The sequence below is a fragment of the Priestia aryabhattai B8W22 genome (assembly GCF_000956595.1).
In the GTDB taxonomy this organism is placed as follows: domain Bacteria; phylum Bacillota; class Bacilli; order Bacillales; family Bacillaceae_H; genus Priestia; species Priestia aryabhattai.
This window is the reverse complement of record NZ_JYOO01000001.1, coordinates 208,518-223,633: the sequence shown is the minus strand read 5'-3', so window position 1 is coordinate 223,633 and position 15,116 is coordinate 208,518. Positions and strand designations below refer to the sequence as shown.

Sequence of the window (15,116 nt, the reverse complement as noted above, 5' to 3'; positions counted from 1 at the left end):
AAAGCTAACTGTAAGCAAGAAAATCTCGTGAGGCACGTCCTTTAACTCGACTAAACAGTTATTTTGTTTCTGTATGAGAAATATTCCAAGGGTCAACAAACATCATTCTTTCTTCTTTAATTGAATCTGTTTTACCTTTTGACGAAGATGATCTGGCCACCATGCTCCACAATCATCGGATACAATGCAAGCAGCGCATGTTTTGAAATCATAAACCATCATCTCCTTGATTGGGGGAGAGTAGAGATGAAGAGTAACTAGACCCGCGCCTTCAGCACTCTTCATCTTGTGCACACCTTTCTTGGGAGCAAAAAAAAGCTTACCTTTTCCCTGATGCTGAGAAAACAGCTCTTCTGGCATTTGGTTTTCTTTAACTTCGTAAACCGTATTTATAGTTGTACCATTTACTACTTGAATCCATCCATGCGAATAACCGTGATCGTGAGGAGCACACTCTATTGCTGACCAATTCATAACAAGTAATTCTACTTCGTCATTTTGGTAGAGAAGCTTTCTATAGTATGGCTTGTCTTTTGCCGACTGCAATAGTGGTTTTAAATCATTAAAGTTTATATCTAAAGCCAAAAGAGCCTCTCTCAGTTCCAATTTAGTGGGGGAGTCCAACTTATCTAAAATATGCTTTACCTGTTTAATTAAGCTCATACAAGCATTACCTCCTTATGAGCAGAGCGAATTTTGTGTTTTTCATATGGTTACAAATGTTTGTTTCTCCACGGCAAGTACCTTAAAAAAGTTAGTAGTCTTCCATTGGCTACAATCACTCCCACTATAATTATGAATCCTCCTAATATGCTGACGGGAATAATCTTTTCCCGTAACAGTAAAACAGCTGTTATCAATGTCGCTACGGGTTCTAAATAAAGAAACACAGATACCTGGGACGCCTCTAAAACTTCTAATGCCTTTGCCCAGTACCAATAGGCAACACCTGAAACGAATACACCGAGAAATAGTAAATGAGCCCACTCCACGCTCGTTAAAAAAGGAATGATCTCCCATCCTTTATTTCTTACGAGAAAAGGAGTTGTTAGAGTAAACCCTATTAAACACATATAAAACGTAACAACAAGAGAGGGAAGTTGGATATTCAGCTTTTTTAATAGGACAGAATAGATTGCCCAGTTTAATGTACTTAAAATCATTAACAGGTAACCGATATTAACCGGAAGCTGAAGTGAATGCTGATTGCTAGAAGTGGTCACCAGCAGAACGCCAATAATAGCTACAATAATCCCTGATGCTTTTATTAAAGTCATCTTTTCATGCAAAAAAAATACGGAGAGAATGACCGTAAATACAGGAGAAAACGAAATAATCCACCCTGCTGCAGAAGCATTTATTGTGAGAAGTGCTGTTGCCTGAATAACTTGATGAATGAATACTCCAAGGATACCTAACACAATTAAATGAGGAATATACTTAAGTGGAATGTTTAATGGATATCGCTTTAGCACTAATAATACCAATAAAAAAAGTGCCCCAATTCCAAAACGAAGAACAAGGAGTGTGTATGGATCCAGTTTATCTAAAACAGCTTTGGTAGAGACAAAGGAAATTCCCCAAAAACTAATAGACATTATTGCATATAACGAGGCAGTAAATTTAACCTTTGACGCAATCATAGGCACAATTTTCCTTTCAACAATTAAGGTAGCTTCTATTAACTAACATATGCCTTTTCTAGAGGAAAATGAAAAAAATCATGCCATTCTAAAAAAATTAGTAGAAACTTTAGTATTTGTATCGTTATCACTATCTCTTAATTAAAGTAACTATAGTTGTCATTTATAGAAAACTAAATTTGGAAGTTTATAGTCATGTATAGGCTAAATCCTAAAGAGTCCGTTACCAAAAGTAATCATGCCAACTTTCATAAGGAACTTTCAGACTTTTAAAAGGTGCACAGTATTCTCTATTTATATGTATTAATTGTAAGTCATAAAACTTTTGTCATAATGGAACCATTTTGTCATGAAGTAGGATGCTGCTGTCCAGAACAGCAGCACCAGCATATGATTAACTTTCGTCAAGGAGACGTTTGGACAATTACAAATCACCGCAAGTACGTCGATTGCTTAGGTTGGCATTGTTTAATCGATATTAATAACGAATTTCAGTTCTTTATCTATGTAGATGATATTCACGAATTACATATTAAGGGAAGTATTTGCTCTATTTCAGATTTGGACCTAAAGATTAATTATTTGAACTTCAAAATAAACGAATTGCTCGATGCACACAATAGAGAAGCGTTTCTTTCTCTTTCTAATAAATTACAACATGCACAATGGGTAAAAAGTAAAATCCCCAACGCTGCGGGGACAGATTTTTTGAACGACTTAAACAGAGACCTCTAACGCTCATTTGTTATAATAGTCATTTAATATATATTTTCTTGCTTATAGTTAAAACTTATTCCTATGCCTAAACTTGATTATGGTAAATAGAAATGGATGCTTGTATGAACGATAGGTTTGATTGTATGTTAAATATTAAAGGAATAAAGAGAGGAACTCTCCTTAATTATTGGGACTCTTTTATTCCTTCTTCCTGCTGACTTATATAAGCATTGCCCCATTTCTCTAAAGATTTAAGTATTGGGATAAAACTTTCTCCAAGCTCTGTTAAATAATATAAAACTCTTTTAGGGTTATCGCTTGTTTCTTCTCTTTCTATTAATCCGTCTTTTTCCATATCGCGAAGCTGGAGTGTAAGAATGCGCTGAGTAATGCCCGGTATTTCACGGCGCATTGCATTATAGTACATAGGTGATTTTGATAATAAAGATAAAATAATGCCTTTCCATTTACCACCCATAATATGCATCGCTAACTCAATTGGACAGGCTTGCTTTACAGTTAACGTACAAGGACCGTATTGATCACTTTTAAAGTCTGACATTCTCTCACCTCAATGGGTAGTAACAAATTTGTGCCTTCTTGTTACTCCTATTTTTTCTGACTACACTTATGATATCAAATAAATCAAAAGAAGGTGTATGAATTGGAATTCGTCCAAATCTCTGAGCATATTTATAGGCTCACTTATGAAACTGTCGTCGGTATTCCAGTTAAGATTAGTACATGGTACGTAGTGGATGGTGAGGATGTTTATCTCATTGATACCGGAATGGAAGACTATGCGTATGCACAGTTGAATGCAGCAAAATCTTTAGGTATCCCTAACAGTATCTTACTGACACATGGCCATTTAGATCACATTAATGGTGCCAGGTATTTAAAAAACCATTTAAATATTCCTATTTACGCCCACGAAATTGAAATTCCGTTTATCAATGGTGAGAAGCCTTATCCAAACAAGATAGAAAAAGAAACAACAGGCGTGGAACATCAAGTTGAAAGTTTAAGTGATAACATTATTAAAACGTTACCTTTAGATGTATATTTAACACCTGGTCATACGCCCGGACATGTGATATACCACCATAAAAGTGACAATGTGCTGCTAACTGGAGACTTATTCTTTTCTAATGCTCAATCTTTACATCCACCGATTCGAAAGTTCACAGTTGATATCACTGAAAACATTAATAGTGGACGAATTATAGACGAAATTAAGCCGTCTATAATTTCATCTTCACATGGTGAAGATGTCAAATACAATAATAATTTATATTCTATTTATAAATTTATATATGAATAAGAGGGAGAAAAATGAAAATACAATTATTTCAAATGGAGATTATAGAAGGAGAAATTAAGCAAAACGAAAACCGTATTGAGTGCTTATTTGAAGAAAAGCTGGATATAGATACTGAGATTGTTGTAATACCTGAAATGTGGAATACGGGTTATGATTTAAAAAATGTAGCAGAAAAAGCAGATATCGATTTAAAGAGAGCTTTTCCTTTTATTCAAAGTTTAGCAATTAAACATCAAGTGAATATTATTGCAGGTTCAGTTTCAAATAAAAGAAATGACAACATTTATAATACAGCTTTTGCTGTATCAAAAACGGGTGAACTCCTCTATCAAAAAGATAAGATACATCTCGTGCCGATGTTAGATGAACACCATTATTTAACCGGTGGAGATGAAGTTCCAGAAGTATTTGCGGTTAACGGTATTAAAGCTAGTCAAATTATATGTTACGACTTACGTTTTCCAGAAATCACACGCTATCCAGCGTCTCAAGGTGCAAAAATTATATTCTACGTTGCACAATGGACTACCAAAAATATAGACCATTGGAAAACACTATTGAAAGCAAGAGCTATAGAAAATGGTGTATACGTTATTGCATGTAACAGCGTGGGGAAGGTGAATCATAAAAATCATGCTGGCAACACATATGCGGGACATTCAATGATCATTGATCCAAATGGAAACATTGTAAAAGAGGGGAGAGACCAAGAAGAAATCATAACAGCGGAGATCCATTTACAGAAAGTTAAAGAACAACAAAAAAGCATCCCAATATTTAAAAACTTGAGACCGAATGTTTATAAGCATGCGGAATAGAGATTTATATATTATTTATAGCGTAAAGGCCGGCACATGACTGTGCCTCATTGCTTTTCCATACTGAAAAGCGCCTTTTTTAAAATACTAGTATCAGTATGGAAAAGTTATATGTTTCTTACATCAGCACTGAAAACTCTACATCTTTTCTTGATAATATTTCCGATAGACGTTAGGAGTTATATTTTCATATTTTTTAAATGTCTTGATGTAATATCCAGGATCATTAAAACCTAATTCATCGCTAATCTGTGCAATAGACAAATCCGTTTTTTCTAATAATTGCTTGGACCACTCTATTTTTTTGAGCGAAATAAAAACAGAAAAATTCATACCCGTTTCTTTGGTAAATATACGGCTGAAATAACCTGTGCTAATGTGACATAAATCAGCCATCTTTTTCTGAGATATTTTTTCTCTTTTATGTTTATAAATGTAGTCAAAGGCTGGCTGTAATACTTTGTTTTTACAAACTAAGTGATCATTAATAGACGTTGTTACGTAAGCATTAGTAACTGTGTTGGCTAATTCCTTTTTTATATTTTGAATATTATCTAGAGAATAACCGTAAGAAATATCTTCAGTAGAAAGGTCTTCTTTTACGGGAGCCATCTTTTCATATACTTCTAAAATTAAGTTTTTATTCATAGCTTCCTCTACAATGTAGTTACAAAGCCTATATAACATTTGAGCAGCCTCGTTAATTTCTGTATAGGATAGAGTAGGAATAGAATCATATAGACACTGTATTTCCTCATTATTATTTAACTTCTGTTCAAATCCCTTCGATGGAACAGTAAGCATTTGTTCCAATTGAGGATGTTTGTCACCATCCTCAATTTTCACTTCTCCCGCCATGATGGCGCCTACATATTTATCATCAATTATAATGGGAATGGCAATATCGACAATATTCCAGTGGCATAAATAGATATAAGGAGCATTGGTTCTAACTGCCTCTAATCCTCCCCGCGCATCGCACTTTTCACAAAGTTTTGCTGTATTAGGATTTTTACGCATAGTCTCACAAAATGGACGTACACCACTGTGTTGAGAAATTGGCACTCCTTTATAGTTAACCGTGACAATCGCTAATTTTGTAACAAGCGCAAGCGAATCTTGAAGATTTCGCCATTTCTTTAAATCTAGTATTTTATCTAAATTCATGTAAGTAGTTTTCAATGATGTTTTTATCTCCCTTGCTTCTACTTCCCGTGTGGTAGTTTAGATTACCTATTTGAGAATACTTTTATTTTATTCCTTAGTTCGTAAAATAAAAGAGTGTTCAGCGATAAAGGTAACCTCTTTTCAACGTGAACCTAGTAGTATTTTTACCTGAAATGATGTCATAATAATACCATATTAAATAAAGAGAGCAAAAAAATACGATAAAAGGTTGTAAAAACTCGTCATTTAAGACTAATGTAATCTTACACAAAAAATAGTAAAATTCCGATTGTAAGGGATTACAAAGTTAATTGGGAGGTTTTATTTATGAGAAAAGCATTTATTAGTCCTTCAAAATACATTCAAGGTGAGAATGAGATTTTAAATCTAGGTTATTTCGTGAAAACATTTGGTACGTCTGCACTTTTAATAGCACATCCTGAAGATATTAAACGTGTAAAAGACAAATTAGATGCAACAGCAGAAAAATATGGTATTACATTTTTTGAAGGCGGATTCAATGGCGAATGTTCAAGACCAGAAATTTCTAGATTGCAGGAAATAGCAAAAGAAAACAACTGTGATTGTACAATTGGTTTAGGTGGTGGGAAGGCAATTGATACAGCAAAATGTGTAGCAGAGGGAGAGGGATTAATTATCGTCCCAACAATCGCTGCTACGGATGCACCTACAAGTCACTCCGCAGTTATCTATACACCAGAGGGTGCTTTTGATGATTACGCATACTTTAAGCAAAGCCCAAGTGTCGTATTAATTGATACAACAGTCATTGCTAATGCACCTACTAGATTCTTAGTATCTGGTATGGGGGATGCGTTATCCACTTATTTTGAAGCAAGAGCAACAGCACGTTCTTTTTCTAATGTAAATGCTGGATTACCTTGTGGAGTACGTGAGGACTTATGTGCACCAGCAAAAGGTACAAATGCAGCGTTAGCTTTAGCGGAACATTGCTACAACACTCTATTAGAGGACGGGGTTAAAGCAAAAGCTGCAAGCGATCATAATGTTGTTACTCCAGCCTTAGAAAACATTATTGAAGCCAATATCTTATTATCAGGATTAGGATTCGAAAGTGGTGGATTAGCTGGAGCACATGCGATTCATGATGGGCTTACTCTTTTAGAAAGTGCGCACCACTACTTCCATGGTGAAAAAGTAGCTTTTGGTACATTAGCACAATTGGTATTGGAAAATGCGCCAACTGAGGAAATAGAAGAAGTGTTAGATTTCTGTTTAGCAGTAGGACTCCCAGTTTGTCTTGCTGATATTGGAGTAGAACAAATTACACAAGAAGAGTTAATGGAGGTAGCTAACAAAGCTTGTATTCCAGAGGAATCTATTTATTCTATGCCATTCCCTGTTACTCCAGAGTCAGTAGCTGCAGCTATCCTTGCAGCAGATCAAATTGGAAATGATTATAAGAAGAGGTTAATATAAGATGAAAAAAATTATTAATAAACCAGAAGATGTCGTACTTGAGATGTGTAAAGGGATGGTTCTAGCACATCCGGAACTGAATTTAATTGAAAAATATAAAATCATTAAAAAAGAGCAAATTAATAAAAATAAAGTAAGCATAATTAGTGGGGGCGGTAGTGGACATGAACCTGCTCACGCTGGATATGTTGGGAAGGGTATGTTAGATGCAGCAGTTTGTGGTGATGTATTTGCCTCACCTTCTCAAATACAGATTTATCAAGCCATTAAAGAAACAGCTAGCGATAAGGGAACTTTACTCGTGATTAAGAACTACAGTGGTGACATGATGAATTTCAAGAATGCTGCTTATCTAGCAGAAGAAGATGGAATTCAAGTAGATTATGTAAAAGTAGATGATGATATTGCTGTACAGGACAGTTTATATACAGTTGGAAGACGTGGAGTGGCTGGTACTGTTCTTGTCCATAAAATAGCAGGTGCTGCAGCAGAACGCGGATATGATCTACCAAAAGTGAAAGAGGCAGCAGAAAGCGCTATTGCGAATGTTAAAAGCATTGGTATTGGACTAACTTCTTGTACAGTTCCTGCTAAAGGAACTCCTACTTTTGAGATTGCAGAAGATGAGATGGAATTTGGCGTTGGCATTCATGGAGAACCTGGTATCCGTCGTGAAAAAATTATTTCAGCAGACGAACTTGCAGAGCGCATGGTAACGGCATTATTAAAAGAAATAGGGATAGAAGATGGAAAAGGAGAAGTGGCTGTCCTAATTAATGGATTTGGAAGCACACCTCTTCAAGAACTGTATTTATTAAATCATTCTGTCATTCGTGAACTGTCACGTAGAAAAGTAACGATTGCAAGAACGTTTGTCGGAAACTATATGACAGCCATTGATATGGCCGGTGCTTCTATTTCAATTATGAAATTAGATGAAAACTTAAAGAGTCTTCTATCTGAAGAGTGTGATACTCCTGCGCTAAAAATCAAAGGTGAGGTACCAGCTGTCACTTATGATGAAATCATCGGTACCGCGGAGGCCCCGAAAGTGTCTTATGAGGTGCAAACCAACAAAGAACATTCCGTAATAACGGAAAATCGATTGACGTTGAATAATATTATTTTTATGGTTGACCAAATGAGTGAATGTATCATTAGAAATGAAATTCCGTTCTGTGAACTAGATTCCCATGCTGGTGACGGAGACTTTGGTATGAGTGTTGCTAAAGGATTCAAGCAGTTGAAAGCTGAATGGCATGAAATTCTAGAAAATAAATCAAATAATATTGGCAACTTCTTAGAGGCGTGTTCCATCGTTATCATGGAGCATTGTGGCGGGGCATCAGGGCCTATTTGGGGATCAGCATTTCGTGCGGCTGGAAAGAACACCGAATCTAAAACCGAACTGACTTTAACAGAATTTGCTGAAATGATCCAAGCAGCTGTAAAAGGCATTCAAGCAACAGGAGAACGTTCTTTTGGACGTGGAGCTGTTGTGGGAGATAAAACTTTAATCGATGCCTTAGTACCTTATGCAGATACGTTAACATCAAGTGCTGCTGAAGGGGAAAGCTTGAAACATGCTCTTGTCAAAGCAGCAGAAGCTGCTGTTGAAGGTGCAAAATCAACCGAACAAATTGTCGCACGTATGGGGCGTGCTGGTACGGTTGGAGAGAGAAGTCTTGGTTATCCGGACGCAGGTGCACATGGCTTAGGCGTAATTTTTACTGAAGTAGCTCAAGTAATGCGAGAAAGTAAGTAAAATTTGGTATTATCTCCTCTAAATATAGTATAAAGAAATTACTCCTTGAGAGTGAAGGTTACACTATATTTGGTGGGGATTTTTTATGGGGTACTAATAACAAGCTTTTACAACCCAGTTTAAGTTAGATGTAGTAAAAATGTACAATAACCAATAGTATTTCACGGATAAAAAAGAAAAACAAAAAGTGGACGAGCCCTTGATAATCAAGGGCTCGTTTTTCGCATGTCTTCCGGAATTACGAGTTATGTTAAGTAAAACGTAAAGTACTTGATGAAAATAATCAGTTTGACTATTTACTCTTAGTGATGACAAATGGATGGATGTCACCAAAAAGTTGGCTTACCTACCATAAACCAAAGCATAGTCATTAATAGAATGATATAAATCCAAATAGATCGCTCTAGTTTAGTTGCCAGTTCTTTTTTATTTTGCCCTTCCTCCTTGTACTTTCGAAGTGTTGGTGAAAAAGCACGGGCCAGAAAGAACAAAGAGCAAGAAAGTAAAATCAGTGTCATTATAATCCACGGCGTAGTCCACGTCCATGGGCCACACATAACGAGGAGTATCCCAGTTATAACAAGAACATGGCCCATATGTTTTGCGAGCCTAACAACAGATTGAAATGTGATCAAATAGGCATTCATTTCTTGTTCTCTTGAACTATGTAGTTTTTTAACAATTGGTAAGAGAATAAAGAAAGGCCCAATCGATAAAATGACACTAGAAACATGAATATATACTAATATACGGTACAACAAATCCATTTCTTTTACCTATCAATCGTTAAATAATCTGAACTCATGCACCCATACCCTCATTTGCGGAAGCCAAGGCATCCCAGGATGATAAGACAAAATAGATTGTTTATATTCCTCTATTGTAGCATAGCCTTCCTGGCGAGCATTTTCATCTGTTAATTCACCTAGTGATTGAGAATAAACTCGTTCCACTACAAACTTTTTATCTTTTAAGACCATTATCTCTCCTACATCAGCATATCTTCCATTTCGGCGAGTTGCTGTTTTGCTGCCCTTGATTACTTTATCTACATCATCCGGCATTGTTACAAGTCGATCGATTGTACATGTTTTTGGTGGCAATTCATTTTGTGCTTCATGATTACTCATTAAAAAAACTCCTTTCATTTCTTGTCTCTTATTTAATGTATCACATTTTTAATAATGAATTTCATTTGAATTTATTAGGTTGAAAGTTTCTCTAATAAATTTATTGTAATTTATCTCTTTTCTTATTCGATAGTCTAAGTACATGACATAATGTATACAAGAAGATGAATTATTTTTTGAGCGTATAATAAGGGTTATTTTATAGATTAAAGGTATAAACTTACTTTTTACAAAAAAAAGATATTTCTTTAGCTAGTTTGTAGAAAACTTTCTCCTTTACAACTAGATGCGGTTATTGTATGATTAAACAACAGGAACATTTGTTCGATATTAAGGGTTTAGAGATAAATAAAGGAACAACAGAATAAACCAAGACAGTTAAACACAAAATTTTCTCGCACGGAGCAAAAACATTTGAGCCAACTCTTATTATTTATCGAAATACCTTATCGTTTATTGTAAACGTAATAACAATCGGAGGTTTTAAATTATGAATGATAAACAAGCAGCACTAGATATGGCTCTAAAACAAATTGAAAAACAATTCGGTACGGGATCAATTATTAAAATGGGAGAAGGCACACATGCAAAAGTTGAGGCATCTAGCTCAGGCTCATTAGCTTTAGATATAGCTCTTGGAATTAATGGTTATCCCAAAGGAAGAATCATGGAAGTGTACGGACCCGAAAGCTCGGGTAAAACAACAGTTTCCTTACACGCAATTGCAGAAGTACAAAAAAATGGAGGTCGAGCTGCCTTTATTGATGCTGAACACGCACTTGATCCAGTTTACGCAAGAAAACTAGGTGTAGATATTGATGAGTTACTTTTATCTCAACCAGATACTGGTGAACAGGCACTTGAAATTGCTGAAGCATTAGTTAGAAGTGGTGCTGTAGATATTATTGTTGTTGACTCAGTAGCAGCATTAGTTCCTCAAAAAGAAATTGAGGGCGAAATGGGAGATTCTCATGTAGGTCTACAAGCTCGTTTGATGTCTCAAGCACTTCGTAAACTATCTGGAGCAATTAATAAGTCTAAAACCATTGCTATCTTCATCAACCAAATCCGGGAGAAGGTAGGCGTTATGTTTGGAAATCCTGAAACAACGCCAGGTGGAAGAGCGCTAAAATTCTATTCTTCCGTTCGCCTTGAGGTTCGCCGCGCTGAACAACTTAAACTGGGAAATGACATAGTTGGTAACAAAACAAGAATTAAAGTAGTCAAAAATAAGATGGCACCTCCTTTTCGCATTGCTGAAGTAGATATTATGTATGGAGAAGGTATCTCAAGAGAAGGAGAAATCTTAGATATTGGTTCTGAAGTAGATATTGTTCAAAAGTCTGGATCTTGGTTTTCTTATAATGGGGAACGTTTAGGGCAGGGACGAGAAAACGCTAAGGTTTTCTTAAAAGAAAACCCTGAAATTAGAGAAGAAATTAGAAAAAACATTATTGATTTTAAATATGGTAATACTGACAACGATAATGATATTGATAACGATAGCGAAAACGAAAGCCAATAAAAGCATAAAATGCCTTTCCCGGTAGCTTCAAGTCTATTCGTTTCATTGGAAGCATAAAAAGTTAAAAATTATTCCACTTCCTAGACAATTATTAAGAATTAAAGACCTCTTAATCATATACCTTTTATGGATAGGCCAGTCCTTTAAAATATAATTGTGAATCCTACTAAAAAGCTACCTTGCTTGCTGAGGTAGCTTTTTAAATTTACTTTTTGTATGATGATCGTGGATGTGATGTCTTGGCCTCCAATAAAGAATCTATACGTTTTCTTTATGAAGAATATAATCGTTGGATTTTAGATTATGACCGAGAGGAAATTGACCTTTTATTTACTTGATGGAGTAAGTGATCCTGCCTTAGAAAAGGGTAATGATATTTGGTCTGGTTTGAAGTTGATAGAAAGGCAGGAAGAGGAAGAAGAGTTTTTACATGATGAACTATATCAGTCATATTGGGATTGGGAAAAAGCCGCTAATAAAAATAAATAGATAAATGCAGCGCGTATAAAAGCCCTTTAGAAGGGGGCTTTTTTTATCGCTTTAAAATGTATCGGGGTGGAGGACCGTAAACTTGTTCAGCTTCAAAATAGGCAAGTTTGTTTGGAATACATACAATAAGAGAAGGAAAGCCATAGCCTACTGCATGCTCTAAAGCAGTAAGTAAAGGTAGTTCTTTTCCATCGATATCTTCATTAAAAGAAAGGGCATAGCACTGCTTCCCTGCACCATGTTTTTTTAGTAGATTAGCTAATTCACTAGCACATGAATTAGGCGTCGGAATTTCAATCATATGTTGTTCACATAGATTTCTTTTATAATCGTGGTTAAGGCGATGTAATGCTTTATCCCGTTTTTCAGGAGAAAAAAGTTCAAATATGACTCTTTCTTGAATTCTTTTCGCAAAAAAGGATTTCACAACAATTTCTTCTATATCTTTATTCATTTAATGCCCTCTTTCATACACCCTTATTATACAAATTTTTTATTCGCGACTGAAATCATGCCAACCTTTTAATAAAATGTAACGATAAGGAAGGAGAAAGAAGTAAATGGATACTAATCAACTACCGACAAGAAGTGAAAGACATAAAACGAAAGAGAACTCATCTCAGCTTAGTGCTGCATTGGAATCTTATCAAACATAAGTTTTTATAAACTTTATGTTTGGTTGTTATCTTTTTAATAATTCTGCTAAAGAGGAATGAAAGATAAGATAGTAGATGGTGAGAAGGGAGGTATTAGTTTTTTGACCAAAGTAGATGTTTAGAAGAAACATGAATAGGTAACTTTTTCCTTACATTCAGAAAGATCAAGTCACCTACGTTTTTTTTCATTCATTATTGGTAATCCTTTCAGCTTTTAAAATTTATTGATTTACATGTTCTTCTTCTAACTGATTTACTGTACTTTCTTTACATTCATTGATAAATAGATAAGTAAGATATGAATGTAAGTCAAATCCATCTTCCTTAATAAATGTAGAGAAAACCTGTTTATGTTCGCCCAATATCTTAACCTCCTTTGTTTCGTGCTCTTATTTTTCATTATTGCCTAACTAGCAATCTCTTATACACACAAATTAACAACGTATTTTATAGGACAAAATAGTGACATCCTGTACTGGCCCCGCCTACGCCACGTACGATGACAGCACGCTTGCTATCCAACCTAATTTTATTATAATTGAAAACGATTACAAAATGAAGTGGTTAATTGAATATTCTGTCTATTATTTCATTATATTTACCTCGTCTAGTACGAATAATAACAAATATGATGTGTAAACTACATAAGACGCCGTGAGGCCTCGCACCAAATTTCCTATTCTAAACAAGGGGAACCCTACTGTACAGGAGCAGAAGGGTTTTCTATTTTGGGCTGTATATAAGATACATTCTTAGTTACCATAAAGCGTATTAAAGGAACCAATCAAGTAAAAGAATCTTTGGAGGAGTAAGGCCTCTAAGGATTCTTTTGCTGGTGTATGAAACTTTTTGTGCATCCTTGATTTCTCAACTTTTCTGAGATAACCAACCTTAAAATCTTTGAAGAAAAGTAGTTATTTTAATCATTTTAAATTAAGAATAAACTACTTCTAAATCTTTTAAGAAAAAATTTTCCCTTTGTAAACGTTAGGAATTTATTTAAGTAGTTCTACCTTCTAAAAGCTTAACAGGCAGATATGTTTCAAGTTCTATATTATTGAACTCTCCCTCGATCTCTTTAGATAAAATGTCTATTGCTACCTTTGCAATAGAATCAATAGGTTGTTGTATAGTCGTTAATTCTGGTAGTATAGCCTTTACTGTTTCCGTTCCATCGTAACCAATCACTTTTAATTGAGTGGGTATATCTTTTCCTCTTTTTCTAGCTTCTGTGATGACAGCAGCCGCAATTAGATCATCACTTGCAAAAATACCGTCTACTTCTGGATGTTCATCAAAAAGCTTAGCAATTACCTCCTCACGGCTCTTTTGAGGGGAGACTTCGTATGTAATTGGTAATTTTCCGTATTCCTTCATGATATCCTCATACGCTTTTCTCCTTAAGTTTGCTGGTGTTTCCAGATCAAGTGGCCCATTAATATGAATAATATTTTCACACTGTTTCTTTATTAACAATTCTGTGGCTTTTTTTCCTCCGTCATAATTATCGGACCCTACAACAGGAATCTTTTCAGACAAATAATGATCAATTGCTACGATAGGTAAATTTTGTTTGTGATAATCTAGGACTCCTCGGTTGTATGTTACAACAATGACCCCATCTACCTGGTTTCGTATAAGCATTTCTAAGTATTTTTCCTCTTTATCCATACGGTTTAAACTATTACAAAGCAACAATTTATAACCTAGTGAAGTACAAATGCTTTCAATATGAAAGGCTAGCTCACCGAAAAACGGATTACTTGAATTGGGTATAATTAACCCTATTAAATTTGTTTTTTTATGAAATAAGGAACGTGCTAAATCGTTTGGAAAATAATTAATTTCCTCCATCGCTTTATAAACTTTATCCTTTGTTTTTTCACTTATGTAACCTCGATTATTTAAGACACGTGAAACGGTTGTTGATGAAACTCCTGCAACTTTTGCTACGTCATGAATATTAGGTTTCATTCTATTTCCTCCTATCCTACTAAATACCACTTTTAAATATTATATTAGGATTTTTTTCTTTACTATTTAAGTAAGCCTTTATATTTTTTAGTTGCATAATAATTTTTTTATTTAGGTTAGGGAAATAGCTTATTAAACATTAGATAAATACTCTATAACAATTAAAATTGATTCCTCCTTTGACAGCTTTATAATTTCTTGATTAATAAAATTTCTGTATTTTGAAATACTTTATTGTGAGGAATGTTTTAATTAATTAAAATTTACTGGGTACGGACTTATTGTAGAAAATATCTCTAACATGTGCAAGAAGTAGGGAGTAATTACTATTACCTAATATCGAACAAACTTTAACTTTTATTATGAGTGAAATATTGATAATACATATATTCTAATATATTATACCTTCGTTTTAAGGATAGGAAAGAAAAGTTTGATATTTCAAAA

At 34.8% G+C, this 15,116-nt stretch carries 17 protein-coding genes; 8 read left to right on the top strand and 9 right to left on the bottom strand.

The features are described 5' to 3' along the window. Positions 1-102 precede the first annotated feature (102 nt). Together N178_RS00960 and N178_RS00955 are read right to left on the bottom strand one after the other, a co-directional pair. Positions 103-663: a cysteine dioxygenase gene (locus tag N178_RS00960; protein ID WP_045289722.1), complete on the bottom strand. Its 561-nt coding sequence runs from the start codon at positions 661-663 to the stop codon at positions 103-105. 50 nt (positions 664-713) lie between these two features. Further along, positions 714-1,643, bottom strand: a complete 930-nt coding sequence (locus N178_RS00955; RefSeq protein WP_045289720.1) for a DMT family transporter — start codon at positions 1,641-1,643, stop codon at positions 714-716. A 333-nt stretch (positions 1,644-1,976) separates the two neighbouring features. Here N178_RS00955 and N178_RS00950 point away from each other — a divergent pair, with 333 nt between their 5' ends. After that, a complete protein-coding gene (locus tag N178_RS00950; protein WP_152640826.1) occupies positions 1,977-2,378 on the top strand; it encodes a hypothetical protein in 402 nt (133 codons plus the stop codon). 166 nt (positions 2,379-2,544) lie between these two features. On the opposite strand, the gene N178_RS00945 is transcribed toward N178_RS00950, so the two are convergent. Continuing rightward, positions 2,545-2,922, bottom strand: a complete 378-nt coding sequence (locus N178_RS00945) for a winged helix-turn-helix transcriptional regulator (RefSeq protein WP_045289717.1) — start codon at positions 2,920-2,922, stop codon at positions 2,545-2,547. Positions 2,923-3,024: 102 nt separating this feature from the next. Between N178_RS00945 and N178_RS00940 the strand changes: the two genes are divergently transcribed. Beyond that, positions 3,025-3,684: an MBL fold metallo-hydrolase gene (locus N178_RS00940; RefSeq protein WP_045289714.1), complete on the top strand. Its 660-nt coding sequence runs from the start codon at positions 3,025-3,027 to the stop codon at positions 3,682-3,684. Positions 3,685-3,695: 11 nt separating this feature from the next. Next, complete coding sequence (locus N178_RS00935) at positions 3,696-4,502, top strand: carbon-nitrogen family hydrolase (protein ID WP_045289712.1); 807 nt, start codon at positions 3,696-3,698, stop codon at positions 4,500-4,502. A 138-nt stretch (positions 4,503-4,640) separates the two neighbouring features. Here N178_RS00935 and N178_RS00930 read toward each other — a convergent pair whose 3' ends face one another. Beyond that, positions 4,641-5,684, bottom strand: coding sequence for a PocR ligand-binding domain-containing protein (locus N178_RS00930; RefSeq protein ID WP_152640825.1), 1,044 nt, complete (start codon positions 5,682-5,684; stop codon positions 4,641-4,643). A gap of 312 nt (positions 5,685-5,996) precedes the next feature. Here N178_RS00930 and N178_RS00925 point away from each other — a divergent pair, with 312 nt between their 5' ends. Together N178_RS00925 and dhaK are read left to right on the top strand one after the other, a co-directional pair. After that, on the top strand, positions 5,997-7,130 hold the full coding sequence (locus tag N178_RS00925) for a glycerol dehydrogenase (protein WP_045289710.1): 1,134 nt from the start codon (positions 5,997-5,999) through the stop codon (positions 7,128-7,130). 1 nt (position 7,131) lies between these two features. Next, the gene (gene dhaK / locus N178_RS25630; RefSeq protein WP_045289707.1) at positions 7,132-8,895 is read left to right on the top strand and encodes a dihydroxyacetone kinase subunit DhaK; all 1,764 of its coding nucleotides are present in this window, start codon (positions 7,132-7,134) and stop codon (positions 8,893-8,895) included. A gap of 326 nt (positions 8,896-9,221) precedes the next feature. Here dhaK and N178_RS00915 read toward each other — a convergent pair whose 3' ends face one another. Together N178_RS00915 and N178_RS00910 are read right to left on the bottom strand one after the other, a co-directional pair. Continuing rightward, entirely contained in the window at positions 9,222-9,656 is a 435-nt protein-coding gene (locus tag N178_RS00915) for a DUF2269 family protein (protein ID WP_045289908.1), read from the bottom strand. An 18-nt stretch (positions 9,657-9,674) separates the two neighbouring features. Next, positions 9,675-10,025, bottom strand: coding sequence for an ASCH domain-containing protein (locus N178_RS00910; protein WP_045289705.1), 351 nt, complete (start codon positions 10,023-10,025; stop codon positions 9,675-9,677). 490 nt (positions 10,026-10,515) lie between these two features. On the opposite strand from N178_RS00910, the gene recA reads away from it, so the two are divergent. The 3 genes from recA (at position 10,516) to N178_RS26510 (ending at position 12,039) form a co-directional block, all read left to right on the top strand. Further along, positions 10,516-11,550: a recombinase RecA gene (recA, locus tag N178_RS00905; RefSeq protein ID WP_045289702.1), complete on the top strand. Its 1,035-nt coding sequence runs from the start codon at positions 10,516-10,518 to the stop codon at positions 11,548-11,550. A gap of 212 nt (positions 11,551-11,762) precedes the next feature. Then, positions 11,763-11,888 (top strand): DUF3885 domain-containing protein, encoded by a 126-nt coding sequence (locus tag N178_RS25625; protein WP_375156286.1) that lies wholly within the window; start codon positions 11,763-11,765, stop codon positions 11,886-11,888. Further along, positions 11,854-12,039, top strand: coding sequence for a hypothetical protein (locus N178_RS26510; RefSeq protein ID WP_045289700.1), 186 nt, complete (start codon positions 11,854-11,856; stop codon positions 12,037-12,039). Before N178_RS25625 ends, N178_RS26510 begins: the two co-directional genes overlap by 35 nt. Positions 12,040-12,082: 43 nt before the next feature. Here N178_RS26510 and N178_RS00895 read toward each other — a convergent pair whose 3' ends face one another. From N178_RS00895 to N178_RS00890, 3 genes are all read right to left on the bottom strand, one after another. Further along, entirely contained in the window at positions 12,083-12,493 is a 411-nt protein-coding gene (locus N178_RS00895; RefSeq protein WP_045289698.1) for a hypothetical protein, read from the bottom strand. A 423-nt stretch (positions 12,494-12,916) separates the two neighbouring features. Further along, positions 12,917-13,057, bottom strand: coding sequence for a hypothetical protein (locus tag N178_RS26845; RefSeq protein ID WP_169746646.1), 141 nt, complete (start codon positions 13,055-13,057; stop codon positions 12,917-12,919). Between the two features lie 637 nt (positions 13,058-13,694). Continuing rightward, complete coding sequence (locus N178_RS00890) at positions 13,695-14,669, bottom strand: LacI family DNA-binding transcriptional regulator (RefSeq protein WP_045289696.1); 975 nt, start codon at positions 14,667-14,669, stop codon at positions 13,695-13,697. Positions 14,670-15,116: the final 447 nt, after the last annotated feature.